22 protein-coding genes are annotated in these 25,647 nt (G+C 72.9%); 17 read left to right on the forward strand and 5 right to left on the reverse strand.

Annotated features, from left to right (window positions below; all coding sequences use genetic code 11):
• Position 1 precedes the first annotated feature (1 nt).
• From ilvN to serA, 3 genes are all read left to right on the forward strand, one after another.
• Positions 2-526 carry an acetolactate synthase small subunit gene (gene ilvN, locus ACFYWG_RS20015; protein ID WP_010048631.1) on the forward strand — a complete coding sequence of 175 codons (525 nt, stop codon included), beginning with the start codon at positions 2-4 and terminating at the stop codon, positions 524-526.
• Between the two features lie 121 nt (positions 527-647).
• A complete protein-coding gene (gene ilvC / locus ACFYWG_RS20020) occupies positions 648-1,646 on the forward strand; it encodes a ketol-acid reductoisomerase (RefSeq protein WP_376334724.1) in 999 nt (332 codons plus the stop codon).
• A 258-nt stretch (positions 1,647-1,904) separates the two neighbouring features.
• On the forward strand, positions 1,905-3,494 hold the full coding sequence (gene serA / locus ACFYWG_RS20025) for a phosphoglycerate dehydrogenase (protein ID WP_376334722.1): 1,590 nt from the start codon (positions 1,905-1,907) through the stop codon (positions 3,492-3,494).
• Positions 3,495-3,634: 140 nt separating this feature from the next.
• Here the strand turns inward: serA and ACFYWG_RS20030 are convergent, their stop codons facing one another.
• A complete protein-coding gene (locus ACFYWG_RS20030; RefSeq protein ID WP_389202545.1) occupies positions 3,635-4,876 on the reverse strand; it encodes a PucR family transcriptional regulator in 1,242 nt (413 codons plus the stop codon).
• Positions 4,877-5,068: 192 nt separating this feature from the next.
• On the opposite strand from ACFYWG_RS20030, the gene ACFYWG_RS20035 reads away from it, so the two are divergent.
• The 4 genes from ACFYWG_RS20035 to ACFYWG_RS20050 all read left to right on the forward strand — a co-directional run bounded on the left by ACFYWG_RS20035 (position 5,069) and on the right by ACFYWG_RS20050 (position 8,687).
• Positions 5,069-5,995 (forward strand): proline dehydrogenase family protein, encoded by a 927-nt coding sequence (locus ACFYWG_RS20035; protein WP_383504289.1) that lies wholly within the window; start codon positions 5,069-5,071, stop codon positions 5,993-5,995.
• A gap of 54 nt (positions 5,996-6,049) precedes the next feature.
• A complete protein-coding gene (pruA, locus tag ACFYWG_RS20040) occupies positions 6,050-7,681 on the forward strand; it encodes an L-glutamate gamma-semialdehyde dehydrogenase (protein ID WP_385416201.1) in 1,632 nt (543 codons plus the stop codon).
• A gap of 75 nt (positions 7,682-7,756) precedes the next feature.
• Entirely contained in the window at positions 7,757-8,299 is a 543-nt protein-coding gene (locus ACFYWG_RS20045; RefSeq protein ID WP_383504291.1) for a GNAT family N-acetyltransferase, read from the forward strand.
• Between the two features lie 256 nt (positions 8,300-8,555).
• Positions 8,556-8,687 carry a hypothetical protein gene (locus ACFYWG_RS20050; RefSeq protein ID WP_115905715.1) on the forward strand — a complete coding sequence of 44 codons (132 nt, stop codon included), beginning with the start codon at positions 8,556-8,558 and terminating at the stop codon, positions 8,685-8,687.
• A 46-nt stretch (positions 8,688-8,733) separates the two neighbouring features.
• Here ACFYWG_RS20050 and ACFYWG_RS20055 read toward each other — a convergent pair whose 3' ends face one another.
• Positions 8,734-10,314 carry a purple acid phosphatase family protein gene (locus ACFYWG_RS20055; RefSeq protein WP_389202548.1) on the reverse strand — a complete coding sequence of 527 codons (1,581 nt, stop codon included), beginning with the start codon at positions 10,312-10,314 and terminating at the stop codon, positions 8,734-8,736.
• A gap of 165 nt (positions 10,315-10,479) precedes the next feature.
• Here ACFYWG_RS20055 and ACFYWG_RS20060 point away from each other — a divergent pair, with 165 nt between their 5' ends.
• Together ACFYWG_RS20060 and ACFYWG_RS20065 are read left to right on the forward strand one after the other, a co-directional pair.
• Positions 10,480-11,532, forward strand: a complete 1,053-nt coding sequence (locus ACFYWG_RS20060; RefSeq protein ID WP_376334136.1) for a 3-isopropylmalate dehydrogenase — start codon at positions 10,480-10,482, stop codon at positions 11,530-11,532.
• Between the two features lie 244 nt (positions 11,533-11,776).
• Positions 11,777-12,865, forward strand: coding sequence for a branched-chain amino acid aminotransferase (locus tag ACFYWG_RS20065; RefSeq protein WP_389202551.1), 1,089 nt, complete (start codon positions 11,777-11,779; stop codon positions 12,863-12,865).
• 305 nt (positions 12,866-13,170) lie between these two features.
• Here the strand turns inward: ACFYWG_RS20065 and ACFYWG_RS20070 are convergent, their stop codons facing one another.
• Positions 13,171-14,625: a cytosine permease gene (locus ACFYWG_RS20070; RefSeq protein WP_389202553.1), complete on the reverse strand. Its 1,455-nt coding sequence runs from the start codon at positions 14,623-14,625 to the stop codon at positions 13,171-13,173.
• Between the two features lie 143 nt (positions 14,626-14,768).
• Here ACFYWG_RS20070 and ureA point away from each other — a divergent pair, with 143 nt between their 5' ends.
• From ureA to cimA, 5 genes are all read left to right on the forward strand, one after another.
• The gene (gene ureA / locus ACFYWG_RS20075) at positions 14,769-15,473 is read left to right on the forward strand and encodes an urease subunit gamma (RefSeq protein ID WP_383504297.1); all 705 of its coding nucleotides are present in this window, start codon (positions 14,769-14,771) and stop codon (positions 15,471-15,473) included.
• Entirely contained in the window at positions 15,470-17,182 is a 1,713-nt protein-coding gene (locus ACFYWG_RS20080; RefSeq protein WP_385416193.1) for an urease subunit alpha, read from the forward strand. The genes ureA and ACFYWG_RS20080 overlap by 4 nt, the downstream gene beginning before the upstream one ends.
• A gap of 9 nt (positions 17,183-17,191) precedes the next feature.
• Positions 17,192-18,229: an agmatine/peptidylarginine deiminase gene (locus ACFYWG_RS20085; RefSeq protein WP_376334146.1), complete on the forward strand. Its 1,038-nt coding sequence runs from the start codon at positions 17,192-17,194 to the stop codon at positions 18,227-18,229.
• 9 nt (positions 18,230-18,238) lie between these two features.
• Positions 18,239-18,859: a TetR/AcrR family transcriptional regulator gene (locus tag ACFYWG_RS20090; protein ID WP_376334148.1), complete on the forward strand. Its 621-nt coding sequence runs from the start codon at positions 18,239-18,241 to the stop codon at positions 18,857-18,859.
• A gap of 351 nt (positions 18,860-19,210) precedes the next feature.
• Entirely contained in the window at positions 19,211-20,815 is a 1,605-nt protein-coding gene (gene cimA / locus ACFYWG_RS20095; RefSeq protein ID WP_376334150.1) for a citramalate synthase, read from the forward strand.
• Between the two features lie 162 nt (positions 20,816-20,977).
• Here cimA and ACFYWG_RS20100 read toward each other — a convergent pair whose 3' ends face one another.
• Positions 20,978-21,637 carry an SLATT domain-containing protein gene (locus tag ACFYWG_RS20100; RefSeq protein WP_383504301.1) on the reverse strand — a complete coding sequence of 220 codons (660 nt, stop codon included), beginning with the start codon at positions 21,635-21,637 and terminating at the stop codon, positions 20,978-20,980.
• A gap of 173 nt (positions 21,638-21,810) precedes the next feature.
• On the opposite strand from ACFYWG_RS20100, the gene ACFYWG_RS20105 reads away from it, so the two are divergent.
• Positions 21,811-23,166: a hypothetical protein gene (locus tag ACFYWG_RS20105; RefSeq protein ID WP_383504303.1), complete on the forward strand. Its 1,356-nt coding sequence runs from the start codon at positions 21,811-21,813 to the stop codon at positions 23,164-23,166.
• A gap of 164 nt (positions 23,167-23,330) precedes the next feature.
• Here ACFYWG_RS20105 and ACFYWG_RS20110 read toward each other — a convergent pair whose 3' ends face one another.
• Positions 23,331-24,275, reverse strand: a complete 945-nt coding sequence (locus ACFYWG_RS20110; RefSeq protein ID WP_389202557.1) for a DMT family transporter — start codon at positions 24,273-24,275, stop codon at positions 23,331-23,333.
• 74 nt (positions 24,276-24,349) lie between these two features.
• Here ACFYWG_RS20110 and ACFYWG_RS20115 point away from each other — a divergent pair, with 74 nt between their 5' ends.
• On the forward strand, positions 24,350-24,931 hold the full coding sequence (locus tag ACFYWG_RS20115) for a TetR/AcrR family transcriptional regulator (RefSeq protein WP_376334158.1): 582 nt from the start codon (positions 24,350-24,352) through the stop codon (positions 24,929-24,931).
• Between the two features lie 39 nt (positions 24,932-24,970).
• Positions 24,971-25,552 carry a YdeI family protein gene (locus tag ACFYWG_RS20120; RefSeq protein WP_385416184.1) on the forward strand — a complete coding sequence of 194 codons (582 nt, stop codon included), beginning with the start codon at positions 24,971-24,973 and terminating at the stop codon, positions 25,550-25,552.
• Positions 25,553-25,647: the final 95 nt, after the last annotated feature.

A 25,647-nucleotide genomic window follows, 5' to 3' on the forward strand; every position in this document is an offset into this window, starting at 1 on the left:
CATGTCCAAGCACACGCTCTCCGTCCTGGTGGAGAACACCCCCGGCATCCTGGCCCGGATCGCCGCCCTGTTCTCCCGCCGCGGCTTCAACATCGACTCGCTCGCGGTCGGCGTCACCGAGCACCCCGACATCTCCCGCATCACCATCGTCGTCGGCGTGGAGGACCTGCCTCTGGAGCAGGTCACCAAGCAGCTCAACAAGCTCGTCAACGTGCTGAAGATCGTCGAACTGGAGCCGTCGCAGGCCGTCCAGCGCGAACTCGTCCTGGTGAAGGTGCGCGCCGACAACGAGACGCGCTCCCAGATCGTCGAGATCGTCCAGCTGTTCCGCGCCAAGACCGTCGACGTCTCCCCGGAGGCCGTCACCATCGAGGCCACCGGATCCGGCGAGAAGCTCTCCGCGATGCTCAAGATGCTGGAGCCGTACGGCATCAAGGAGCTCGTGCAGTCCGGCACGATCGCGATCGGCCGCGGTGCCCGTTCCATCACGGACCGGTCGCTGCGCGCTCTGGACCGATCGGCCTGAGCACCGAAACGGGCGGCCGGCGCGCGGCCGGCCGCCCGTATCCCGAGACCCTCACGCTTCCCTTCCGCCCCCCGTCATACGGTGGGACGCAACACCTGCACTCCCGAGGAGAGAACCCAAAGTGGCCGAGCTGTTCTACGACGCCGACGCCGACCTGTCCATCATCCAGGGCCGCAAGGTCGCGGTCATCGGGTACGGCAGCCAGGGCCACGCCCACGCGCTGTCGCTCCGTGACTCGGGTGTCGACGTCCGCGTCGGTCTGCACGAGGGCTCCACGTCCAAGGCCAAGGCCGAGGAGCAGGGTCTGCGCGTGGTGAGCCCGTCGGAGGCCGCCGCCGAGGCCGACGTCATCATGATCCTGGTCCCGGACCCGATCCAGGCGCAGGTCTACGAGGAGCACATCGCCCCCAACCTGAACGACGGCGACGCCCTGTTCTTCGGCCACGGCCTGAACATCCGCTACGGCTTCATCAAGCCCCCGGCCGGCGTCGACGTCTGCATGGTCGCCCCCAAGGGCCCGGGCCACCTGGTCCGCCGCCAGTACGAGGAGGGCCGCGGCGTTCCCTGCATCGCCGCCGTCGAGCAGGACGCCACGGGCAACGGCTTCCAGCTGGCCCTGTCCTACGCCAAGGGCATCGGCGGCACCCGCGCCGGCGTCATCAAGACGACCTTCACCGAGGAGACCGAGACCGACCTGTTCGGTGAGCAGGCCGTGCTCTGCGGCGGTACCGCGGCCCTGGTGAAGGCGGGCTTCGAGACGCTGACCGAGGCCGGCTACCAGCCGGAGATCGCCTACTTCGAGTGCCTGCACGAGCTGAAGCTCATCGTGGACCTCATGTACGAGGGCGGCCTGGAGAAGATGCGCTGGTCGATCTCCGAGACCGCCGAGTGGGGCGACTACGTCACCGGCCCGCGCATCATCACCGACGCCACCAAGGCCGAGATGAAGAAGGTCCTCGCCGAGATCCAGGACGGCACCTTCGCCCGCAACTGGATGGACGAATACCACGGCGGCCTGAAGAAGTACAACGAGTACAAGAAGCAGGACTCCGAGCACCTGCTGGAGACCACCGGCAAGGAGCTGCGCAAGCTCATGTCGTGGGTCAACGAGGAGGCGTGACCTGCCGGTCCGTCGGCGGTGGCCCCCGGCAGGGGGACACCGCCGACGGGCTGCCCCCCGGACATGCTCCATATCGGCGCTTCTCGTCCGGGTGATCCTTCCGCAGCGGCGCAAGACGAAGCCCTCGGCGCCACTAGACTGCAGCACTACATACGCGTCAGGCCCACAGCGTCGTGCGTCTTCCACGCGGCAAGCACCCCTCCACCGCCTGCGGCCGTCGGGACGGCCGTCCGCAGCACTGGACTTGTGAGGACTCACGTGAGCTCGAAACCCGTCGTACTCATCGCTGAAGAGCTGTCGCCCGCCACCGTCGACGCCCTGGGCCCGGACTTCGAGATCCGGCACTGCAACGGCGCGGACCGCGCCGAGCTGCTCCCCGCCATCGCCGAGGTCGACGCGATCCTGATCCGCTCGGCCACCAAGGTCGACGCCGAGGCGATCGCCGCCGCGCACAAGCTCAAGGTCGTCGCACGAGCCGGCGTCGGCCTGGACAACGTGGACGTCTCCGCCGCCACCAAGGCCGGCGTGATGGTCGTCAACGCCCCCACCTCGAACATCGTGACCGCCGCCGAGCTCGCCTGCGGTCTGCTGCTCGCCACCGCCCGCAACATCCCGCAGGCCAACGCCGCGCTGAAGAACGGCGAGTGGAAGCGCAGCAAGTACACCGGTGTCGAGCTGGCGGAGAAGACCCTCGGCGTCGTGGGCCTCGGGCGCATCGGCGCGCTCGTCGCCCAGCGCATGTCCGCGTTCGGCATGAAGGTCGTCGCCTACGACCCCTACGTGCAGCCCGCGCGCGCCGCCCAGATGGGCGTGAAGGTGCTCTCGCTGGACGAGCTGCTGGAGGTCTCCGACTTCATCACCGTCCACCTCCCCAAGACCCCCGAGACGCTCGGCCTGATCGGCGACGAGGCGCTGCGCAAGGTCAAGCCGAGCGTGCGCATCGTCAACGCCGCGCGCGGCGGCATCGTCGACGAGGAGGCGCTGTACTCGGCGCTGAAGGAGGGCCGCGTCGCCGGCGCCGGTCTCGACGTGTACGCGAAGGAGCCCTGCACGGACTCCCCGCTGTTCGAGTTCGACCAGGTCGTTGCCACCCCGCACCTGGGCGCCTCCACCGACGAGGCGCAGGAGAAGGCCGGTATCGCCGTGGCCCGCTCGGTGCGCCTCGCCCTGGCCGGCGAGCTGGTCCCGGACGCGGTGAACGTGCAGGGCGGTGTCATCGCCGAGGACGTCAAGCCGGGCCTGCCGCTCGCCGAGCGCCTGGGCCGGATCTTCACCGCGCTCGCCGGTGAGGTCGCGGTCCGCCTCGACGTCGAGGTGTACGGCGAGATCACCCAGCACGACGTGAAGGTGCTGGAGCTGTCCGCCCTCAAGGGCGTCTTCGAGGACGTCGTCGACGAGACGGTGTCCTACGTCAACGCCCCGCTGTTCGCCCAGGAGCGCGGTGTCGAGGTGCGCCTGACGACGAGCTCCGAGGCGAGCGAGCACCGCAACGTCGTCACGGTGCGCGGCACCCTCGCCGACGGCGAGGAGGTGGCGGTCTCCGGCACGCTGGCCGGCCCCAAGCACCTGCAGAAGATCGTCGCGGTCGGGGAGTACGACGTCGACCTGGCGCTGGCCGACCACATGCTGGTGCTGCGGTACGAGGACCGGCCGGGCGTCGTCGGGACGGTGGGCCGCATCCTCGGCGAGGCCGGCCTCAACATCGCCGGGATGCAGGTGTCCCGTGCGGTGGCCGGCGGCGAGGCGCTGGCGGTGCTGACCGTGGACGACACGGTGACCTCCGGGGTGCTGGCCGAGGTGGCGGCGGAGATCGGCGCGACGTCGGCCCGTTCCGTGAACCTGGCCTGACCTTTCGGCAGGACCTCTCCTCGGACGCCGGACGAGCCGAGTTCATCGGCCCGTCCGGCGTCTTCGCGTACCCGGATCCGGCGCAGGGCCGGCAGCCGCCGCAGGTGAGGGGCGCCGCCGGGGGGACGTGACGCCCCGGTTCAGAGGCGGTGGGCCTTCAGGGCCATGTGCAGGAGCAGGCGGTCCTCGCCGTCGTCCAGGTCGAGACCGGTGAGTTTCTCGATCCGCGACAGCCGGTAGTACAGGGTCTGGCGGTGGACGCCCAGTTCGGCGGCGGCCCGGGCGGCCTGGCCGGCGCAGTCGAGGTAGACCTCGGCCGTCCGGGCGAGATCGTGGTGGACGGGCGCCAGCAGGGTGCGTACGACGGGGTCGTGGGCAGCCTCCGCGGGCAGGGCGGTCAGCAGCCGGTACGGCCCGATCGACGCCCACTCGGCGACCGGCCCCAGCTGCGGCTCGGCCAGCGCCGCCCGGGCGGCCGCCGACGCCTCCGACCAGGCGCCGCCCAGCTCGGCCAGTCCGGTACGCGGGGTCGCGATGCCGGCGGCGTGCGCGCCCGCCGCGCCCGGGGCGGTGCCCTGCGCCTGCCGCGCCGCGCCCGGCACCGGCCCGCCGGGGCCGCCTCCGGCACGGGCCCGCTCCAGCAGCCGGGCCGCCGCGGTGGCCGCCGGGGTCAGCACCTCGGGGGAGCGCAGCCGCATCAGTACCGCCAGGGACTGCGACGCGGCCCCCCACGGCAGGGTGCACAGGGCCGTCGCGCCCGGGACGGCCCGCCCCGAGGGCGCGTCGTCCGGATCGGCCGACGGCCAGGGCGCCACGCACACCACCGTGTGCAGACCGTCGGCGCGGGAGCCCAGGGCGGTGCGCAGCTCGGCCACGGCCATGTCCTGCTGCCAGCCGCGCTCGGCGGTGAGGACCGCCCTCAGTTCCCGGCTGAGGTCGGCGCCGTGCTGGGCCTCGTCCGCGAGCAGGGCGCCGATGCGGGCCGTCACCCCCATGGCGGCGGACAACTGCCGCTCGCCGGGGCCGGGGTCGTCGTCCAGCAGCCAGACGTAGCCGTGCACCACACCCCGGTGGCGGACCGGGAGGCAGATCCGGCCCCGGTAGACACCGGCCTCCGGGGTCGGCGGGATGCGGACCGGCTCCGTCGCACGGGTGATGCCGAAGCCCTCGAACCAGGCCCGGACCGCGGCCGTCGAGCGGCGGGTGAGGATCGAGCGGGTGCGCACCGGGTCCAGGGCCGAGGGATCGAGGTCGCCCTCGCTGTCGTAGGCGCCGAAGGCGATCAGCTCGAAGTCGCGGTTCTCCAGCGTCGCGGGCGCGCCGAGCAGCTCCGAGATCTCGTCGACCAGCTCCTGGTAGTCACCCCTGTGTTCCGGCGTCACCCGGGCATTGTCCCTCACCACCGGAGACCCTTCATACAACTGTCTGAGATCTGCGGCACGGATGCGTGACAGCTGTCGATGGCAGACGATCGGAGGGATCCTTAGGTTTCCCGGTGGTTCTCCGTGCCGTACCCGACGCGTCGCTCGCGAAAGGTCCGGCCTTCACGTTGCTTGTGCTCCAGGAGGTGCCCCGTGCTGGGTCCCGTGATTCTCGCCGCGTCCCGCAGCGACCGGATGCGACGCCTGATCTCGGCGGCCCCGGTGACCAAGCAGGTCGTCGACCGCTTCATCCCGGGCGAGGACGTCGACGACATCGTCCCGGTGATCCGCGAGCTGTCCGAGCGCGGCCTGGAACTGACGATGGACGTCGTCGGCGAGGACATCACCCGCCCGGAGCAGGCCGCCGCCGCCCGGGACGCCTACCTGGAGCTGATCGACCGCCTCAAGCCGCTGGAGCTCGGCACCCGCGCCGAGATGTCGGTGAAGCTGTCGATGTTCGGGCAGGCGCTCGAGAACGGCCACGAGCTGGCCCTGAAGAACGTCCGCCCGGTCGTCGAGGCCGCCGCCGAGATCGGCACCACGGTCACCCTCGACGCCGAGGACCACACCACCCTCGACTCGATGTTCGCCATCCACGAGGAGCTGCGGAAGGACTTCCCGCAGACCGGCTGCGTCATCCAGGCCTACCTCTTCCGCACCGAGGACGACGCCCGCCGCCTCGCCGCGAGCGGCAGCCGGGTCCGCCTGGTCAAGGGCGCCTACAAGGAGCCCGCCTCGGTCGCCCTCCAGGACAAGCACGACATCGACCGGGCCTACGTGCGGATCCTGCGGACGCTGATGGAGGGCGAGGGGTACCCGATGATCGGGTCCCACGACCCGCGCCTCATCGCGATCGCCCAGGAGCTGGCCCACCGCGCCGGACGCAAGCCCGGCGACTACGAGTTCCAGATGCTCTACGGCATCCGCGCCGAGGAGCACGTCCGGCTGGCCGCCGAGGGCCACCGCATGCGCGTCTACACCGCCTACGGCACCGACTGGTACGGCTACTTCATGCGCCGTCTCGCGGAGAAGCCGGCCAACCTGCGCTTCTTCGCCCGCTCGATGCTCACCAAGGGCTGACAGCCCACCACGGGCCGAGACCGAACCACCGCTCAGTAAGGAGTTACGGACAACATGGACGCTGTGACCCAGGTCCCCACCCCCGTCAACGAGCCGGTGCACGGCTACGCCCCCGGCTCGCCCGAGCGGGCCCGGCTGGAGGCCAAGCTGAAGGAGCTGGCCGACAACCCGGTCGACCTGCCCTGCACCATCGGCGGCGAGAAGCGGATGGGCGGCGGCGAGGCCTTCCAGGTCGTCCAGCCGCACAACCACAAGGCCGTGCTCGGCACCTACCGCAACGCCACGCAGGCCGACGCCCAGGACGCCATCGACGCGGCCCTGGCCGCCGCGCCCGCCTGGCGCGCCATGTCGTTCGACGACCGCGCGGCGATCATCCTGCGCGCCGCCGAGCTGCTGGCCGGCCCTTGGCGCGAGACCCTCGCCGCCTCCACCATGCTCGGCCAGTCCAAGACCGCCCAGCAGGCCGAGATCGACACGCCCTGCGAGCTGGTCGACTTCTGGCGCTTCAACGTCTCCTACGCCCGCAGGCTGCTCGCCGAGCAGCCGCCGGCCAACGCCCCGGGCGTGTGGAACCGTCTGGACCACCGTCCGCTGGAGGGCTTCGTCTACGCGATCACGCCCTTCAACTTCACCGCCATCGCCGGCAACCTGCCGACCGCCCCGGCCCTCATGGGCAACGTCGTGGTCTGGAAGCCGTCCCCGACGCAGACCCACGCCGCCGTGCTGCTGATGCAGCTGCTGGAGGAGGCCGGCCTGCCCAAGGGCGTCATCAACCTCGTCACCGGCGACGGCATCGAGGTCTCCGAGGTCGCCCTGGAACACCGCGAGCTGGCCGGCATCCACTTCACCGGCTCGACCAAGACCTTCCAGTACCTGTGGAAGACGGTCGGCAACAACATCGAGAAGTACCGCACCTACCCGCGGCTGGTCGGCGAGACCGGCGGCAAGGACTTCCTCGTCGCCCACCCCTCGGCCGACCGGGCGATCCTGAAGACGGCCCTGACCCGCGGTGCCTTCGAGTACCAGGGCCAGAAGTGCAGCGCCACCTCCCGGGCCTACATCCCCGCCTCCATCTGGAACTCCGGCTTCAAGGAGGAGTTCGCCGCCGAGGTCGACGGCATCAAGATGGGTGACGTCACCGACCTGTCGAACTTCATCGGCGCCGTCATCGACGAGCGTGCCTTCGCCAAGAACAAGGCCGCCATCGACCGGGCCGCGGAGGACGCCTCCTGCACGATCGTCGCGGGCGGCACCTACGACGACTCCGAGGGGTACTTCGTCCGCCCGACCGTCATCGAGTGCACCGACCCGGACAACGAGGTCTTCCGCACCGAGTACTTCGGCCCGATCCTCGCGGTGCACGTCTACGAGGACGACCGCTACGACGAGATGCTCACCCAGATGGAAGCCGTCTCCGACTACGCCCTGACCGGTTCGGTCGTCGCCAACGACCGCGCGGCCGCCGCGTACACGGCGAACAAGCTGCGCTACGCGGCCGGCAACTTCTACATCAACGACAAGTCCACCGGCGCCGTCGTCGGCCAGCAGCCCTTCGGCGGCGGCCGGGCCTCCGGCACCAACGACAAGGCCGGCGCCCCGCAGAACCTGATGCGCTGGACCCTGACCCGCGCCATCAAGGAGACGCTGGTCCCGCCGACCGACTACACCTACCCGCACATGGGCTGACACCCCGCCGCACCGACGGGCCGGGTCGTGGGAAACGACCTGGCCCGTCGGCATGTCCGCGGGGAGGATGGCCCGATGACTCCGCGCGTGCGCACCGCCCACACCGCCGACCTCGCCCCGGCCGGCCTCGACGCCGTACGGGCCCTCCTCGACGCCGCTTTCGACGGCGACTTCGGCGACGACGACTGGGACCACGGGCTCGGCGGCCTGCACGTCCTCGTGCACGACGGCGCGGGCCTCGCCGCGCACGGGGCGATCGTGATGCGCCGCGTGCGCCACCGCGGCCGGTGGCTGCGCACCGGATACGTGGAGAACGTCGCCGTCCGCGCCGACGCCCGCCGCGGGGGCCTCGGCGGGCGGGTCATGGCGGAACTGGAACGCATCGCCGACCGCGCCTACGACCTCGCCGCCCTCTCCGCCAGCGACGAGGGTGCCGCGCTGTACACCGCCCGCGGCTGGCGGGTGTGGCCCGGTCAGGTGCGCGCCCTCAGCCCGCTGCACGGCGACATCCGACTGCCCGAGGAGGAGGGGAGCACCTTCGTGCGGACCACGGCGGCCGGCCTGCTCGACCCGGCGCACCCCCTGCTCTTCGACTGGCGCGACGGAGACGTCCTGTAGGCGTCATGCCAGGTCGCAGGGGTGTGGCCCGAGGCGCCGTCTCAGATAGTAGGAAGTCCGAGTAATTGTGGAGACAGACGCTCCGCTCTCCCTTAGTTTTGTAGGAGCCGAACGTCTCGCTCGACCAAGCGAACGGCGGTCGTGAGCCGGGCCCCGTGCAGGCAACCCCTGCGGCCGAGCTCCCCGCCCCTTTCCGGCGTCTCGTATCTGTTTTCCCTCCGCACTCCGTGCTGTTCCTCGAAGGAGTCGATGCCCCATGGCCGAGACGACCGCCCGCCGCCGAGTCCGCCACCTCTCCCGCACGAGCGAGTCCGATCGCAAGAACGCCGCCGCCGCGCTCCAGCGCGCCCTGGACCGCAGGGACAACGGCGGATCCACCGGCCACTGAGCCGCCGCAGGACCGGGAGCCGCCCGTCGGGGCGCGGCGCGGGGCCTCACCCCCCGCGCCGCACCTCGAAGTGGTCGATGCGCCGGCCGTCGGACGCCAGCGCCTCCACCTTCAGCCGGGGCGCGGCGCCGCTCACCGCCTCCACCGCGAGGAACGAGAAACCGCGGTAGCGCACCCGCGACCACCGCACCGACTCCGCCTCGGTGTCCCGGGACTTCGTCCAGCGGAACGTGGCGACCGGCTCGTCCTTCGCCGGCCGCCCCTCGTAGCTCTCCCGCACGCCGCCCGGGAAGCCGTACAGCTCCTTGCCGCCGCCGCCCGCGGTGACGTAGACGGTCCCGTCCCGGCGCGGGTCCGTCGACCCGCCGATCGGCACCGGCCGGCCCACCTCGCCGTTCTTCACGGCGTCGGTCCGCTCGTAGACGTGGTTGTGCCCGTTGATCACCAGGTCCACCTCGTGCCGGGCGAACAGCGGCAGCCACGCCGCGCGCACCCCGCCGTCCGAGGCGTGCGTCGACGTCGAGTACGCGCAGTGGTGGAAGAAGACGACGACGAAGTCCACCGCGGCGTCGGCGCGCAGTCCGGCGAGCGTGCGGTCCAGCCAGCGCGTCTGACGCCCCTCGCTGTAGCCGAAGTTGGCGGGGATCTCGTACGACACGTCGTTGGCGTCCAGCGCCACCACGCCCACGTTGCCGTACGTGAAGGCGTACACGCCCGGTGCCGTGCGCGGGTCGAAGCCGCTGTCCGGCAGGGAGAACCGGGCGAGCTGGCCGCCGTAGCCGTCGGGGGAGTACCAGGCCTCCATGTCGTGGTTGCCGGTCGTCACCATCCACGGCACCGACCGGGCGACGGGCTCGGTCTGCCGCAGGAACCGGTCCCACTGGCTCGCGTCGAAGACGTCCGACTCCTTGCCCTTGCCGGTCGGGTCGGCGTAGCAGATGTCCCCCGCGTGCAGGTGGAACGCCGGATCCCGGCGCGAGAGCGTGCGGTCGACCAGCGCGGCCTCCGGACCGACGCCCTGGTCGCCGAAGGCGGTGAACACGAACCGCTCGGGCGGGCTCGCGGGGGCCGTGCGGAAGGAGGCGATCGTCGAGCGGTGGCGCGGTGACGCCGGGTCGAACCCGTCGTGGCCGACGCCGTAGTAGTAGGTCGTGCCCGGCCGCAGGCCGTCCAGGGCCGCGTGCAGGTAGTACTGCTCCACCGGTGCCCGGACGCCCCGCAGCCCGGGGGTGTGCAGGTCCCGCAGCTCCGCCTCGATCCTGCCGCCGAGGTCGTCGGGGCGCAGGCCGACGCGCACGTACGGCTTGCGGACCGCGAACGGCACCTGCCAGGAGATCCGCATCCGCGTCCTCGGGTCGGCGCCGAAGGCCAGGTGGCGGCCGAAGGGGGTGACGAGGGCGCCGGGTGCCGCCGAGGTGACGGCCGACGGCGCCCGGGTCGCGGTCGCGCCGCCCCGCCCGGAGCCGGCGCGTCCGTCCGAGCAGCCGGTCAGCAGCCCGCCCGCGACCGCGCCCGCCGTGACCAGCGTGCGCCGCCGCGACAGCCGGCTGCGCAGGTACGCGTGCTGCTCCGCCATGCTCATCCGGTCCGCGAGCTCGGGCGGGATGCCGAAGTGGGGGATCTCCATGTCCGGTGAACTTCCCAGCGCGGACCAACGGCCGCCCCACACACGGGTGAACGGAGCCTGACGGACCAGTGCCGTCCCCCGGCCGGACGCACGGCCCGGACGCACGGCGCGTCCGCATGCCGGACACCGCATGTCATCCCATGGGACGAGGAGTAGGGTGCTCGCATGTCGGCAAGCTCTCGCATCCTCAATCTCGCAGTGATCCCCGGTGACGGCATCGGCCAGGAAGTGGTGGCCGAAGGCCTGAAGGTCCTCTCCGCCGTCCTTCCGCAGGATGTGAAGCTGGAGACCAAGGAGTACGACTTCGGCGCCCGGCGCTACCACGCCACCGGTGAGACCCTCACCGACGCCGACCTCGACGCCCTGAAGCAGCACGACGCCATCCTGCTCGGCGCGATCGGCGACCCGTCCGTGCCGTCCGGCGTCCTGGAGCGCGGCTTCCTGCTCAAGCTCCGCTTCGCCTTCGACCACCACGTGAACCTGCGCCCGTCGAAGCTCCTGCCGGGTGTGGACACGCCCCTGAAGGGCGAGCCGGCCATCGACTTCGTCGTGGTCCGCGAGGGCACCGAGGGCCCGTACACCGGCAACGGCGGCACCATCCGCAAGGGCACCGAGCACGAGGTCGCCACCGAGGTCTCCGTGAACACGGCCTTCGGTGTCGAGCGCGTCGTCCGCGACGCCTTCGCCCGCGCCCAGGCCCGCCCGCGCAAGAAGCTGGCGCTGATCCACAAGAACAACGTGCTGACCTTCGCCGGTCACCTGTGGACGAACATCTTCACCAAGGTGGCCGCGGAGTTCCCCGAGGTCACCACCGAGTACATGCACGTGGACGCGGCGACGATCTACCTCGTCACGCAGCCCGAGCGCTTCGACGTGATCGTCACCGACAACCTCTTCGGCGACATCGTCACCGACCTCGCCGCGGCCGTCTCCGGCGGCATCGGCGTCGCCGCGAGCGGCAACATCAACCCCTCCGGCGAGTTCCCGTCGATGTTCGAGCCCGTGCACGGCTCGGCGCCGGACATCGCCGGGCAGGGCAAGGCCGACCCGACCGCCACCGTGCTGTCCGTCGCGCTGCTGCTGCGCCACCTCGGCCACGAGGCCGAGGCCGACCGCATCGACGCGGCGGTCGCCGCCGACCTCGCCGAGCGCACCGGCAAGCCCGCCCGCTCCACCTCGCAGATCGGCGACGCGCTCGCCGTACGAGTAGCCGGCTGACCCGCCGCTGCCTCTTCGCAAGCCGCCGGGTCGCATCCGCACCCGGCGGCTTCCGCATGCCCCCCGCCGGGTGTCACCATCGACCACCGGGTCGCAATCACCCCGTTCCTTCCGCCTCCGCCTCCGGGCGATAATCGAACGTGAGGCCGCGGATCGAGGGAATGCTCGGACGTCCTAGCACTGGTCCTCACCAGAGCGGTACCGAGCGCGGCCCGTCACTACAACCGGTGAAGGACATCAACCCATGACGACGCCCACGATCGAGCTCAAGCCCTCCGCCAACCCGCTCTCCGCAAGCGAGCGCGAGGCGATCCTGGCCAACCCCGGGTTCGGCCGGCACTTCACCGACCACATGGTGACGATCAAGTGGACGGAGGGCCGCGGCTGGCACGACGGCCAGCTCGTGCCGTACGCCCCCATCTCCCTGGACCCGGCCACCACCGTCCTGCACTACGCGCAGGAGATCTTCGAGGGGCTCAAGGCCTACCGCCGCCCCGACGGCTCGGTCGCCACCTTCCGGCCGGAGAAGAACGCCGAGCGCTTCCAGCGGTCCGCGCGGCGGCTGGCGATGCCGGAGCTGCCGGTGGAGACGTTCATCGAGGCGTGCGACGCCCTGGTCGCGCAGGACAACGCCTGGGTCCCGGCGCACGGCGGCGAGGAGTCCCTCTACCTGCGCCCGTTCATGATCGCGACCGAGGTCGGGCTGGGTGTGAAGCCGGCCAACGAGTACCTGTTCCTGGTGATCGCCTCCCCGGCCGGCGCCTACTTCCCGGGCGGCGTGAAGCCGGTGTCCATCTGGGTCTCCGAGGACCGCGTGCGCGCCGTCCCGGGCGGCATGGGCGACGCCAAGACGGGCGGCAACTACGCGGCGTCCCTGCTGGCGCAGGCCGAGGCCGCGGCCAAGGGCTGCGACCAGGTCTGCTACCTCGACGCGGTGGAGCACACCTGGGTCGAGGAGCTCGGCGGCATGAACCTGTACTTCGTGTACGGCGACAAGATCGTCACGCCGTCCCTGACCGGGTCGATCCTGGAGGGCGTCACCCGCGACTCCCTGCTCACCGTCGCCCGCGACCTCGGCTACGAGGCCGAGGAGGGCCGGATCTCGGCCGACCAGTGGCAGCGGGACTCCGCGAACGGCTCGCTCACCGAGGTGTTCGCCTGCGGTACGGCCGCGGTCATCACGCCGGTCGGCACGGTCAAGCGTGCCGGGGCCGAGTGGAAGCAGAGCGGGGGCGAGCCGGGCGAGGTCACGCTGCGGCTGCGTCAGGCGCTGCTCGACATCCAGCGGGGCACGGCGAAGGACAAGCACGGCTGGATGCACCGGCTCGGCTGAGCCTCTCCCGGCCTCCCGGGGGCTCCGCCCCCGGACCCCGGCCGGCGCCCACCCGCCACCCGAACCTGTCGTGTCGGGCAGGAGGCCGGCCTCGCCCCGCCGGGGCCGGCGTGCGGGACGGGCCGGATGAAAGCCGGGCGGGCTCACCCCGAGCCGGCCTGCGCACCCGGCCCGGTACCGACTCGACACCGCCCGGGCGCCTGCGGCCGCCCGGGTCGTCGCCCGGCCCCGCGCACCCTCGGGCCGGTGGAGTCCGGACCCGGCCGCGCAAGTCGGCGGCGCCCGGCCCGCCCCGGACCGGTGTGTCAGCGGGTCGGGTTCGGTGTGGTCTCCGGGGCCGTCATCTGAGGCGCCGGGGTCTGTGCTCCCGCGTGCGTCCGGGGCGTTCCCCGGGTCGACACCGCGTACGCCGCCCCGCCCACCAGGCCCGACAGCAGGAAGCTGCAGTCCACCCCGCCGGTCAGGGCCAGCAGCGGTCCCTCGTACGACGGCAGGGACACCGCCAGGACGCCCACCGTCGCCCCGGCCGCCCAGGAGGCCGTCGCGGGGACGTTCCAGCCCGCGCGGTACCAGTACACGCCGCCCCGGGAGCGGCGGTTGAACACCTGCAGGGCGTCCGCGTCGTAGACCCCGCCGCAGCGGGCGAAGCCGATCAGGGTGATGACCGCCCACGGCGTGCCGATCGCCGTCAGCAGCAGCACGAAGGACGTCATCGCGTCCTGCGCGGTCGAGTAGTAGTGCCCGGCGAAGACGGCGCCGGTGGCCACGACGGCGACCGTGTACGTCGCCCGGGCCCGCGAGGCGCGCGGCAGGATCGCGTCCAGGTCGAGGCCCATCGAGTACAGCATCAGCCCCGCGTTGCCGACCGAGCCGGCCGAGGCGGCCAGCAGCAGCGGGACCAGGTACCAGCCGGGCGCCGCATCCACCAGCGGGCCCGCGTAGTCCAGGGCGGCCCGGGCCGCGTAGGCCGTGAACGTGCCGAACAGCTGCGGCACCAGCAGGCCCAGCATCAGCCCGAGCCAGGTCGCGTGCAGCACCCGGCGCGAGGAGTGGCGGGTGGGGGAGATGTAGCGGGTGTAGTCGCCCAGCAGGGTGATGAAGGCGACCGGCCCGGACAGTCCCGCCGCCACGGCCGCCAGCAGCCAGGTCGGCCAGAACCCGCCCAGCAGGTAGCCGCCCGCCCCGGGCAGCGCGGCGGTGGTGAAGTGCGGGGCGTAGGCGATCACACCGAGCGCCAGCAGGGCCGTCATGCCGAAGGCGAGGACCCGGGACATCGCGAGCAGCACCCGGTAGCCGTAGACCGCGCCCGCGACCGTGGCGGCGGCGAGCAGGCCGTAGACGACCGCGTAGGACGTGCCGCCCTGCGGCAGGCCGGCGAGCCGGCCCAGTACGCCCACCATCACGTCGCCGCCGATCCAGACGGTCAGCGCGGTGTAGCCGAGGGCCAGCAGCAGGCCGACCACCGAGCCGACCAGCCGCCCGCGCACCCCGAACTGGGCGCCGGAGGACGTCGACAGGTTGGTGCCCGTGCGCAGCGAGACCAGGGCGAGCGGGGCCGTGAAGACCACCCCGACGACGGTGCCGGCGACCACCGCGCCGACGGACGACCACCAGTCCAGGCCGAAGGACGGCGGCAGCCAGCCGAAGACGATCACGCCGAGGCAGAGGTTGGAGCCGAGCAGGATCGAGACGAGGTCCCGCGGCCCGCTGGTGCGTTCCTCCTCGGGGATGGTGTCGACTCCGCGCTGTTCGATCGGCATGGGCTGGTCTCCTTCGACGCCACCGGACTTTAGAGCGACGCTCAATGTGGTGCAGCAAATGCTGTTCCGTCAACGGTCGGGTTGCGGAAATCCCTGATTTAGAGTGATGCTCTAAGTCCTGGATGGCAAGGAGGTGCCGAGGCGTGAGACTGACTCCCACGGAACGCGACCGGCTGCTGCTCTTCTCCGCCGCCGAGCTGGCCCGGGCCCGCAGGGCGCGCGGGCTGCGGCTGAACGTGCCGGAGGCCACCGCGCTGATCGCGGACACCGTGTGCGAGGCGGCCCGCGACGGCGCCCGGCTCGCCGAGGCCGTCGAACGGGCCCGCGCGGTGCTCGGCCCCGGCGACGTGCTGCCCGGCGTCGCCGACGTCGTCACCGAGGTGCACGTCGAGGCGGTCTTCGACGACGGCTCACGCCTCGCCGTCGTCTCCGACCCCCTCGGCCCCGGCTCCGGCCCCGACGCCCCGGGCGCGCTGCTGCCCGGCCCGGACCACCCCGAGCCCGAACCGGCCGACCGGCTGACGGTCACCAACACGGCGTCCGTGCCCGTCTCGGTCACCTCGCACTTCCACTTCTTCGAGGCCAACCCGCGCCTGGACTTCCCCCGCGCCCGGGCCTACGGCATGCGCCTGGCCGTGCCCGCCGGGTCCTCCGTGCGCTTCGGACCGGGGGAGAGCGTCGAGGTCGCTCTGGTGCCCATCGGCGGCGCCCGCATCGCGGTCGGGTTCGCCGGGCTGGTCGACGGACCGCTGGACGCCCCGGGCGCCCGCGAGGAGGCGCTGCGCCGCGCCGCCGCCTGCGGCTACCTCGGCGCGACGGACCCCGACGGACAGGAGGACGGGCGATGAGCCGCCCGGGAGGACACCCCGCAGAGGCCCGCCGCCTCACCCCGCACGAGTACGCCGCCACCCACGGCCCCCGCGCAGGCGACCGCATCCGCCTCGGCGACTCGGGCCTCACCGTCCGCGTCGAGTCCGACTCCCAGCTCCACGGCGACGAGTTCCTCGCCGGGTTCGGCAAGACCGCCCGCGACGGACTGCACCTGAAGGCCGCCGCCGTCCGCGACACCTGCGACGTCGTCGTCAGCAACGTCGTGGTGATCGACGCCGTCCAGGGCGTGCGCAAGGTCTCCATCGGCATCCGCGAGGGGCGGATCTGCGCGATCGGGCGGGCCGGGAACCCCGACACCCTGGACGGGGTCGACGTCGTCGTCGGCACGGGCACCTCGATCGTCTCCGGCGAGGGGCTCATCGCCACCGCCGGGGCGGTCGACACCCACGTGCACCTGCTGTCGCCGCGGGTGATGGAGGCCTCGCTCGCCTCCGGCGTGACCACGATCATCGGGCAGGAGTTCGGGCCGGTGTGGGGCGTCGGGGTCAACTCGCCCTGGGCGCTGCGCCACGCCTTCGGCGCCTTCGACGCCTGGCCGGTCAACATCGGCTTCCTGGGCCGCGGTTCGTCGTCCTCACCCGCACCCCTGATCGAGGCCCTCGCCGAGGGCGGCGCGTCCGGCTTCAAGGTGCACGAGGACATGGGCGCCCACACCCGCGCCCTCGACACCGCCCTGCGCGTCGCCGAGGAGCACGACGTCCAGGTCGCCCTGCACAGCGACGGCCTGAACGAGTGCCTCTCGGTCGAGGACACCCTGCGCGTGCTGGAGGGCCGCACCATCCACGCCTTCCACATCGAGGGCTGCGGCGGCGGGCACGTCCCCAACGTGCTGAAGATGGCGGGCGTGGCGAACGTCATCGGCTCGTCCACCAACCCGACCCTGCCCTTCGGCCGGGACGCCGTCGCCGAGCACTACGGCATGATCGTGTCCGTCCACGACCTCAAGACCGACCTGCCGGGCGACGCCGCCATGGCCCGCGACCGCATCCGGGCCGGGACCATGGGCGCCGAGGACGTGCTGCACGACCTGGGCGCCATCGGCATCACCTCCTCGGACGCGCAGGGCATGGGCCGCGCCGGCGAGACCGTCCGCCGCACCTTCGCCATGGCCGGGAAGATGAAGGCCGAGCTCGGCGACCCCGGCGTCGGGCACGACAACGAGCGCGTGCTGCGCTACATCGCCAAGCTGACCATCAACCCGGCCATCGCGCACGGCCTCGCGCACGAGGTCGGGTCCCTGGAGACCGGCAAGCTCGCCGACATCGTGCTGTGGCGCCCGGAGTACTTCGGGGCCAAGCCGCAGCTCGTGCTGAAGGCCGGCTTCCCGGCGTACGGGGTGACCGGCGACCCCAACGCGGCCACCGACACCTGCGAACCCCTCGTGCTGGGACCGCAGTTCGGCGCGCACGGGGCCACACCGGCCGACATCTCCGTGGCGTTCGTCGCGCAGGCCGCCCTGGACCAGGGGCACGACACCCTGCCCACCCGGCGGCGCCGGGTCGCCGTGCGCGGCACCCGGGGCATCGGCCCGGCCGACCTGCGCCTCAACTCCCGTACCGGCGCCGTCGACGTGGACCGGCGCACCGGGCTGGTCACCCTCGACGGCGAGCCGCTGCGCTCCGAACCGGCCGACTCCGTCTCCCTGAACCGTCTCTACTTCCTCTGAGGATCAACGATGTCCGCAGCCGCCGACGGCTTCCGCATGCCCGCCGAATGGGCCCCGCACGAGCGCACCTGGATGGCCTGGCCCGGCCCCAACACCACCTTCGAGTCCCCCGACGACCTGGCCGCCGCCCGGATCGCCTGGGCGTCGGTCGCGCGGGCGGTACGCCGCTTCGAGCCGGTGACCGTCGTGTGCGGCCCGGGCCGGTCGGAGCAGGCGCGGACCCTGCTGGGCGACGGGATCGACACGGTCGAGCGGGACCTCGACGACGCCTGGATGCGCGACATCGGCCCGACCTTCCTGACCGACGGCAGGGGCCGGCTGGCCGCCGTCGACTGGACGTTCAACGGCTGGGGCGCCCAGGAGTGGGCCCGCTGGGAGCACGACGCGAAGATCGCCGCCCACGTCGCCGACCTGACCGGGGCGCGGACGTACTCCTCGAAGCTGGTCAACGAGGGCGGCGGGATCCACGTCGACGGGGAGGGCACGGTCCTGCTCACCGAGACGGTCCAGCTCGGACCCGAGCGCAACCCCGGCTGGAGCCGCGAGCAGGCCGAGGCCGAGATCCACGCCCACCTGGGCACCCGCAAGGCGATCTGGCTGCCGCGCGGCCTCACCGGCGACTACCCTCCCCACGGCTTCGGCACCCTGGGCCACGTCGACATCGTCGCCGCCTTCGCCCGCCCCGGGGTCGTCGTGGCGCACTCCCAGCCCGACCCCGCCCACCCCGACCACGAGGTCACCCAGGAGGTCATCGGCCTGCTGAAGGCGCAGACGGACGCCCGGGGCCGCCGCCTGGAGGTCGTCGAGGTCCCCGCCCCGACCGTGCTGGAGGCCGACGGCCACTGGGCCGACTACTCCTACATCAACCACTACCTGTGCAACGGCGGCGTCGTGCTGTGCGGCTTCGACGACCCCCGCGACGAGATCGCCGCCGGCATCTTCCGCCGCCTGTTCCCCGAGCGGACCGTGACCCTCGTGGACGCCCGTACGATCTTCGCGGGCGGTGGCGGCATCCACTGCATCACCCAGCAGCAGCCGAGGATCTAGGGAGCACACATGGCCGGTGGGCGAAAGCAGGCCCCGCCCCGCGAGGACGTGCTCGCCGCCGCCATGGAGATGATCGCCGAGCGCGGCCTGGAGAAACTCACCATGGCCGCGCTCGGCCGCGAGGTCGGCATGAGCAGCGGTCACCTGCTCTACTACTTCGGCTCCAAGGACGAACTGCTGCTGCGCACCCTGGAGTGGAGCGAGGGCCGGCTCGGCGCCGCACGCGCCCGGCTGCTGACCCGCGCCGCCCCCGCCCGGGAGCGCCTGCGCGCCTACGTCGACCTGTACGTCCCCGACGGCCACCGCGACCCGCACTGGACCCTGTGGCTGGAGGTCTGGAACCGGTCGCAGAACGTCGCCGTCGAATCCGACGCCCGCGACCGGCAGGCCGCCATCGAGGGCGCCTGGCACCGCGACCTGGTCGCCCTGCTCGCCGAGGGCATCTCGCGCGGCGAGTTCCGCGCCGTCGACCCCGACCGCTTCGCGGCCCGCCTGCGCGCGCTGCTGGACGGCCTGTCCATCCACGTCGCCATCGGCCTGCGCGGCACCGACCGGGACCAGGTGCTCGGGCACGTCGCCGAGTTCCTCGCCGACGGCCTCCTCGCGGACGGCCCGCCCGCGGCTTCCTGAACCGGCACGGGTGGCGGCCGCAGCCGACGTGTCCATCAGCCGGCGTTGATCGACCGCATCCTGAGACGGCGGTGAGCGGGGCGCGCGGACTGTGCCAGACTGCCGCCGTGCTCTCGTTCGCCATGATTATTGGCAGCAGGCGCGCCGGTCCGCAGTGACCGCACGTACGACCAGGTACGGGCGGACACCGTCGTCCTCGACCCGCGCGCAGACCTCTCGCACCCGCGAGGGGTTTTTCGCATTTCTGGCCCACCCGCAGCCGGAAGGCGAGAGCGCGAGGGAGTATGTGAGGGCGGTGGAGCCGGTCATTCCGGTACGACCGAGATCTCATCCCCAGGAGCTTCTGAGACCATGACCGAGACCAGCGAGCCCGACGACTCGTTCCACGTCTTCGACACGACCCTGCGCGACGGCGCCCAGCGGGAGGGCATCAACCTGACCGTCGCCGACAAGCTCGCCATCGCCCGGCACCTGGACGACTTCGGCGTGGGCTTCATCGAGGGCGGCTGGCCCGGCGCGAACCCCCGGGACACCGAGTTCTTCGCCCGCGCCCGGCAGGAGATCGACTTCCGGCACGCCCAGCTGGTCGCCTTCGGCTCCACCCGCCGCGCCGGCACCACCGCGGCCGAGGACCCGCAGGTCAGGGCGCTGCTGGAGTCCGGTGCCCCGGTGATCACCCTGGTCGCCAAGTCGCACGACCGCCACGTCGAACTCGCCCTGCGCACCACGCTCGACGAGAACCTGGCCATGGTCCGCGACACCGTGTCGTTCCTGACGGAGCAGGGCCGCCGGGTCTTCGTCGACTGCGAGCACTTCTTCGACGGCTACCGCGCCGACCCCGAGTACGCCAAGGCGGTCGTGCGCACCGCGTCCGAGGCCGGCGCCGACGTCGTCGTCCTGTGCGACACCAACGGCGGCTTCCTCCCGGCGCAGATCCAGGCGGTCGTCGGCACCGTCCTCGCCGACACCGGCGCCCGGCTCGGCATCCACGCCCAGGACGACACCGGCTGCGCGGTCGCCAACACCCTGGCCGCCGTCGACGCCGGCGCCACCCACGTGCAGTGCACCGCCAACGGCTACGGCGAGCGCGTCGGCAACGCCAACCTCTTCCCGGTCGTGGCCGCCCTGGAGCTCAAGTACGGCAAGAAGGTCCTGCCCGAGGGGCATCTGCGGGAGATGACGCGGATCTCGCACGCCATCGCCGAGGTCGTCAACCTGACCCCCTCCACCCACCAGCCCTACGTCGGCCTGTCCGCCTTCGCCCACAAGGCCGGCCTGCACGCCTCCGCGATCAAGGTCGACCCGGACCTCTACCAGCACATCGACCCCGAGCGGGTCGGCAACACCATGCGGATGCTCGTCTCCGACATGGCCGGGCGGGCCTCCATCGAGCTCAAGGGCAAGGAACTCGGCGTCGACCTCGGCGGCGACCGCGAACTGGTCGGCCGGGTGGTCGAGCGGGTCAAGGAGCGCGAGCTCAAGGGCTACACCTACGAGGCCGCCGACGCGAGCTTCGAGATCCTGCTGCGCACCGAGGTCCAGGGCAGGCCGCTGCGCTACTTCCAGGTCGAGTCCTGGCGGGCCATCGTCGAGGACCGGCCCGACGGCTCCCACGCCAACGAGGCCACGGTCAAGCTGTGGGCCAAGGGGGAGCGCATCGTCGCCACGGCGGAGGGCAACGGCCCGGTCAACGCCCTGGACCGGGCCCTGCGCGTCGGTCTGGAGAAGATCTACCCGCAGCTGGCCAAGCTGGAGCTGGTCGACTACAAGGTCCGGATCCTGGAGGGCAAGCACGGCACCAACTCCACGACCCGCGTGCTGATCTCCACGTCGGACGGCTCGGGGGAGTGGTCCACGGTGGGCGTCGCCGACAACGTCATCGCGGCGAGCTGGCAGGCCCTGGAGGACGCGTACACCTACGGCCTGCTCCGGGCCGGGGTGGTCCCTGCCGAGTAGGACCGGCGGGGCGGGCCGGTTCGGGTCCCGACTCGGCCGGGCGGTGAGCGGCGGGGCGGGCTGCTGCGGGGCCGCGCCGGCCGGGCAGGAGCGGCGGGGCGGGCCGTGCGGGGTTCCGAGGCGGTGTGCCGGGTCGGTGCGGGGCCGGTCGCGGCGCGCGGGTCACATCGCCGTGTCCCGGGAGCGCGGGCCCGGGACCTCCCCGCCCCGGTCGCGGCCGGGCACGCGGTCCAGGCGGAACAGGCCCGCGCCGTGGGGGCGCTGGCCGGTGGCCTGGGAGGTGGAGCGGGTCAGCTCCTCGACGCCGTCGGCGAGGTAGCCGACCCAGGCGGACCCCTCCTCCTCGATGATCCGGTGGGCGTCCGTGCGCAGCCGCTCGATCACGCCCAGGAGGGCGGCCTGCTCCTTGTCGCTGGGGGCGTCGGTGGTCCGCAGGAACGCCTGGGCCCACTCCGCCTGCGCCTTCTTCAGCACCTGCTGCAGCGCCAGCTGCGAGCGGATGTACCGGGTCCAGGACGCCGAGAACCCGAAGATCCGGTCGAACAGGACGCAGCCCGCACCGGCCGCCAGGAACACGAAGCCCCACTCGGGCTGCACGGCGGTGGGCGCGGCCGCGTGCACCAGGGGTGTCAGCGTGCCGACGATGCCCAGCAGCGCGGCGAGCGCCCGCAGCGAACGCGACCAGAGCGCCGGCCCCCTGCGCCGCGCCAGGTACCAGTCGATCGCCGCCGCCACCTCGGCCTCGGCGTGCCGGAACAGCTCCCACAGCAGGTCGGCCCGCGTCCGCGACCGGTCCAGCTCGGCCAGTCGCGACACGGTCATGTCCGCGGCCCTGCGTCGTCCGAGCATGCCTTCGTCCCCCGCCCTCCGCTGCGGCCGACGGGCCGGAGCGGCCCACGGCAGTGAATCCACAGGCATCGTAGGCGCAGCGGCCCGCCGAAAACCGGGCCCCGGACGATCTCCCTTTGTGTGCCGATTCAGGTAGCTTCGAACATATGAGGCCCCACCTGGTGCGTATCGTCCTACGCCTGCTGATCGTGCCGGTCGCCGCCGCGCTGGCGGTGCTGGTGGCGGGTGCGCCGGGTGCGCACGCGGCCACCGACCTGTCGAAAGTCGCCGCCGAACTGCGCGAGAACCCCGTCTACGTGGACCCGGCCGCCTCCGGCCTGCTCTCCGCGTCGGACGCCGAGGCGCTCGCCGACAAGATCAAGGACGCCGACAAGCCCGTCTTCGTGGCGGTCCTGCCGGCCGGCTACCCCACCCAGGACCTGTTCCGGAACCTGCGCACCGAGACCGGCGTCACCGGCCTGTACGGCATCCGCCTCGGCGACCGGTTCGACGCCCGCGCCGACAGCGCGGTGATGAGCCGCCCGGCGGTGTCCAACCTCGTCTCGGCCGTGCAGGGCGCGGGCGACACCAAGGCCCAGCTGAACGACTTCGTCGACGACGCCGTGCGCAACATGCGCGGCACGGCGCCCAGCAGCTGGAGCGACGGCTCCGGCGGCGACGTGCCGGTCGGCGGGCTGATCACGGTCGGTGCCCTGGTCGCGGCCGGCGGCGCGGGCGCCTACACGCTGGTCCGGCGCAACCGCCGCCGCCACGAGGAGGAGCAGCGGGCCGCGTTGGAGAAGCTGCGCGTGGTGGTCGACGAGGACATCACCGCCTTCGGCGAGGAACTCGACCGCCTCGACTTCCGCCCCGGCGAACCGGGCGCCGACGACGCCATGCGCGCCGACTACGAGCGGGCCCTGGACTCCTACGACCGGGCCAAGTCCCTGATGGCGGCCGCGGCGAAACCGGAGGACGTCCGGGCCGTGACCCAGACCGTGGAGGACGGCCGGTTCTCCCTGGCCGCCCTGGCCGCCCGCCGCGAGGGCAGGGCGCTTCCGGAGCGCCGCCCGCCCTGCTTCTTCGACCCGCGCCACGGCCCCTCGGTGGCCGACGCGAGCTGGACGCCGCCGGGCGGCACCACCCGGGAGGTGCCGGTGTGCGGCGCCGACCAGGTCCGGCTCGCGGAGGGCCGGGACCCGGCGGTGCGCGAGGTGGACACCGACTACGGCCGCCGCCCGTACTGGGAGGCGGGCCCCGCCTACGGCCCCTGGGCCGGCGGCTACTTCGGCGGCGGCCTGCTGCCCGGCCTCCTGGTCGGCACGGCCCTCGGCAGCATGATGGCCGGCCCCGCCTACGCGGCCGACTACGGCTCCGGCTACGGGGACTTCGGCGGTTACGAGGGCGGCGACGTCTCCGGCGCGGACTTCGACACCGGAGACTTCGGCGGCGGTTTCGGCGGCGGCGACTTCGGCGGAGGCGGGGATTTCGGCGGCGGCGGCGACTTCGGAGGCGGCTTCTGACCCGCGCCCCCGAACCGGCCCGCGTCCCCCTAACCGGCCCGCGCCCCCGGGCCGACGCCGACCTCCGGGCCGACGCCGACCTCCGGGCATGACCCGCGACGGCGGGTGCGCCCGGGTAGAGGGACTCAGCGGCGGGCGTGCCCGAGCCGGCGGGACGATGACGGTCAACGGCGGGCGTGCGCGGGGGAGTCGGAGGCCCGTCCGGCCGCACGGCCGGCGCGGACGGCCGCCGCGGCCCTGGTCCGCCCCTCCTCGCCGCGGCCGACGATAACGACGGCCAGGAGGCACACGGCCAGCCCCAGGGCGGTCCGGACGCCGAATGGCTCCCCGAACATCAGCGCTCCCCACACGGCCGTGACCGGCGCCATGAGGAACATCAGCGTGTTGACGGCGGTGACGCCCGAACGCTTCAGCAGGATCCAGTACAGCCCGTACCCGCCGAAGGTGGACAGGACCACGAGCCAGCCGACCGCCAGCCAGAATTCCCCCTCGGCGGGCGGCGCGGCTGCCCCGGCCTCGACGGCCAGCGCGGAGAACAGGACGGCGCTGGTGGCGCAGTGGACGGTCAGCGACACCGGCGGCGCGACCCGCGAGCGGGACCGGCTCTCCAGGAAGGTCGCCGCCACCAGCGAGGACATCCCGAGCAGCGGGACGGCGTAGGCCCACCAGGGCACACCGGCCCCGGCCGCCGCGTCGGCCAGGGTCACCACGGCGACGCCGCTCAGCCCCAGGACCAGGCCGATCCACTGCCGCCCCGACACGTACTGCCCCAGCAGCGGCCCCGCGAGCGCCCCCGCGACCAGGGGCTGGACCCCGTCGACGAGAGCCGTCGTACCGCTGGAGACGCCGAGCTGGATGGCGTGGTACACGCTCAGCAGATAGCCGCTCTGCGACAGCAGGCCGACGACGGCCTGGCGAGTCAGGTCCCGGGCGGTCAGCCCCCGCCAGGCGCCGCGCGCGACGAGGGCGACGGCCACGAGGAGGACGGCCAGCGGCAGGAACCGCCACATCAGGACGGTGATCGCGGACGCGCTGCCCGCACCGAGCTTCGCCCCGATGAAGCCGGAACTCCAGCACAGCACGAAGGCGAGCGACAGAAGGACGTTCACGGCGGCACCCCATCCAATAGACAGATCGGTATACCTGCGTCCTGCCCACTATACAGATCGGTATACTCGTGAGCATGGCCACCGCCGAGACCCCCCGCCGCATCACGATGACGCCCGCCGCCCGCCGCGCCCTCCAGGCCGCCGCCCGGCTGTTCTACGAGCGCGGCATCCACGCGGTCGGCGTCGACCTCATCGCGGCCGAGGCCGGGGTGACCAAGAAGACGCTCTACGACCGGTTCGGCTCCAAGGAGCAGATCGTCGTGGAGTACCTGGCCGACCGCGACGAGCGCTGGCGTGCCTTCCTCGCCGAGCGGCTGGACGCGGCGGGGCCCGACCCCCGCGACCGCGTCCTGGCCGTCTTCGACGCCACGGGCGCCTGGGCCGTGGACCTCAGCCCCAAGGGGTGCAGCATGGTCAACGCCCACGCGGAGATCAGCGATCCCGCCCACCCGGCCCATCCGGTCATCACCGGGCAGAAGCGCTGGATGCTCGACCTGTTCACCCGCCTCGCCGGGGACATCGCCCCCGACCGGGCCGGCGAGCTGGCCCGGACGCTGATGCTGCTGCACGAGGGCGCCCTGGTCGCCCACGGCCTCGGCATCTTCCCGGACGCCGCCGCGGCCGCACGGGAACAGGCCCGGGCTCTGCTCCCGTAGCGGACGGGATCCGTCCTACCGGCTCCCTACGGTGGAGCCATGACCGTCTCCGACGACAGCGGCCCCCTCGCCTTCGCGACCGTGGCCGAGCTGGACTCCTGGCTCACCGCCCATCCGGCGCCGCACCCCGGGCTGTGGGTCGAGATCGCGAAGAAGGGCTCGGGCATCCCCTCGGTCGGCGCCGCCGACGTCAACGACGTGGCGCTGTGCCACGGCTGGATCACCGGGCAGCGCAAGGGTGTCGACGCCGCGCGCTACCTCCAGCGGATCACCCCGCGGCGGCCCGGCAGTGTGTGGTCCATGGTCAACGTCCGGCGGGTCGGGGAGCTGACCGCCGAGGGCCGGATGCGTCCGGGCGGGCTGCGCGAGGTGGCCGCCGCGCGGGCGGACGGCCGGTGGGACGCCGCGTACGCGTCGCAGAAGGAGGCCGAGGTGCCCGGTGATCTGGCGGCGGCGCTGGAACGCAGCCCGCGGGCCGCGGCGGCCTTCCGGGCGCTCGGCCGCACGGACCGCTACCTGGCGATGCTCGGCGTCCTGCGCGCCCGGACGGCGAGCGCGCGGGAGGCCCGGGTGGCGGCCGCGATCGCCGCGCTGGAGTCCCGCGGCGAACCGGGCCGCTGACTCCCGGACCCGCACGGCCGGGGCCGGGCCGCCGTGGAAGCGCGGTCCTCCCGTGGGTGACGTCCCGTCGCCCGCGCGGGCGACGGCCCGTATGC

It is taken from the genome of Streptomyces sp. NPDC003456, from assembly GCF_042878735.1.
Lineage (GTDB): Bacteria > Actinomycetota > Actinomycetes > Streptomycetales > Streptomycetaceae > Streptomyces.

Coding starts and splice junctions, on each gene's coding strand:
- ilvN (WP_010048631.1), top strand. CDS start 2: ATGTCCAAGCACACGCTCTCCGTCCTGGTGGAGAACACCCCCGGCATC.
- pruA (WP_385416201.1), top strand. CDS start 6,050: ATGGACGCTGTGACCCAGGTCCCCACCCCCGTCAACGAGCCGGTGCAC.
- ACFYWG_RS20045 (WP_383504291.1), top strand. CDS start 7,757: ATGACTCCGCGCGTGCGCACCGCCCACACCGCCGACCTCGCCCCGGCC.
- ACFYWG_RS20050 (WP_115905715.1), top strand. CDS start 8,556: ATGGCCGAGACGACCGCCCGCCGCCGAGTCCGCCACCTCTCCCGCACG.
- ACFYWG_RS20055 (WP_389202548.1), bottom strand. CDS start 10,314: ATGGAGATCCCCCACTTCGGCATCCCGCCCGAGCTCGCGGACCGGATG.
- ACFYWG_RS20060 (WP_376334136.1), top strand. CDS start 10,480: ATGTCGGCAAGCTCTCGCATCCTCAATCTCGCAGTGATCCCCGGTGAC.
- ACFYWG_RS20065 (WP_389202551.1), top strand. CDS start 11,777: ATGACGACGCCCACGATCGAGCTCAAGCCCTCCGCCAACCCGCTCTCC.
- ACFYWG_RS20070 (WP_389202553.1), bottom strand. CDS start 14,625: ATGCCGATCGAACAGCGCGGAGTCGACACCATCCCCGAGGAGGAACGC.
- ACFYWG_RS20080 (WP_385416193.1), top strand. CDS start 15,470: ATGAGCCGCCCGGGAGGACACCCCGCAGAGGCCCGCCGCCTCACCCCG.
- ACFYWG_RS20085 (WP_376334146.1), top strand. CDS start 17,192: ATGTCCGCAGCCGCCGACGGCTTCCGCATGCCCGCCGAATGGGCCCCG.
- ACFYWG_RS20090 (WP_376334148.1), top strand. CDS start 18,239: ATGGCCGGTGGGCGAAAGCAGGCCCCGCCCCGCGAGGACGTGCTCGCC.
- cimA (WP_376334150.1), top strand. CDS start 19,211: ATGACCGAGACCAGCGAGCCCGACGACTCGTTCCACGTCTTCGACACG.
- ACFYWG_RS20100 (WP_383504301.1), bottom strand. CDS start 21,637: ATGACCGTGTCGCGACTGGCCGAGCTGGACCGGTCGCGGACGCGGGCC.
- ACFYWG_RS20105 (WP_383504303.1), top strand. CDS start 21,811: ATGAGGCCCCACCTGGTGCGTATCGTCCTACGCCTGCTGATCGTGCCG.
- ACFYWG_RS20115 (WP_376334158.1), top strand. CDS start 24,350: ATGGCCACCGCCGAGACCCCCCGCCGCATCACGATGACGCCCGCCGCC.
- ACFYWG_RS20120 (WP_385416184.1), top strand. CDS start 24,971: ATGACCGTCTCCGACGACAGCGGCCCCCTCGCCTTCGCGACCGTGGCC.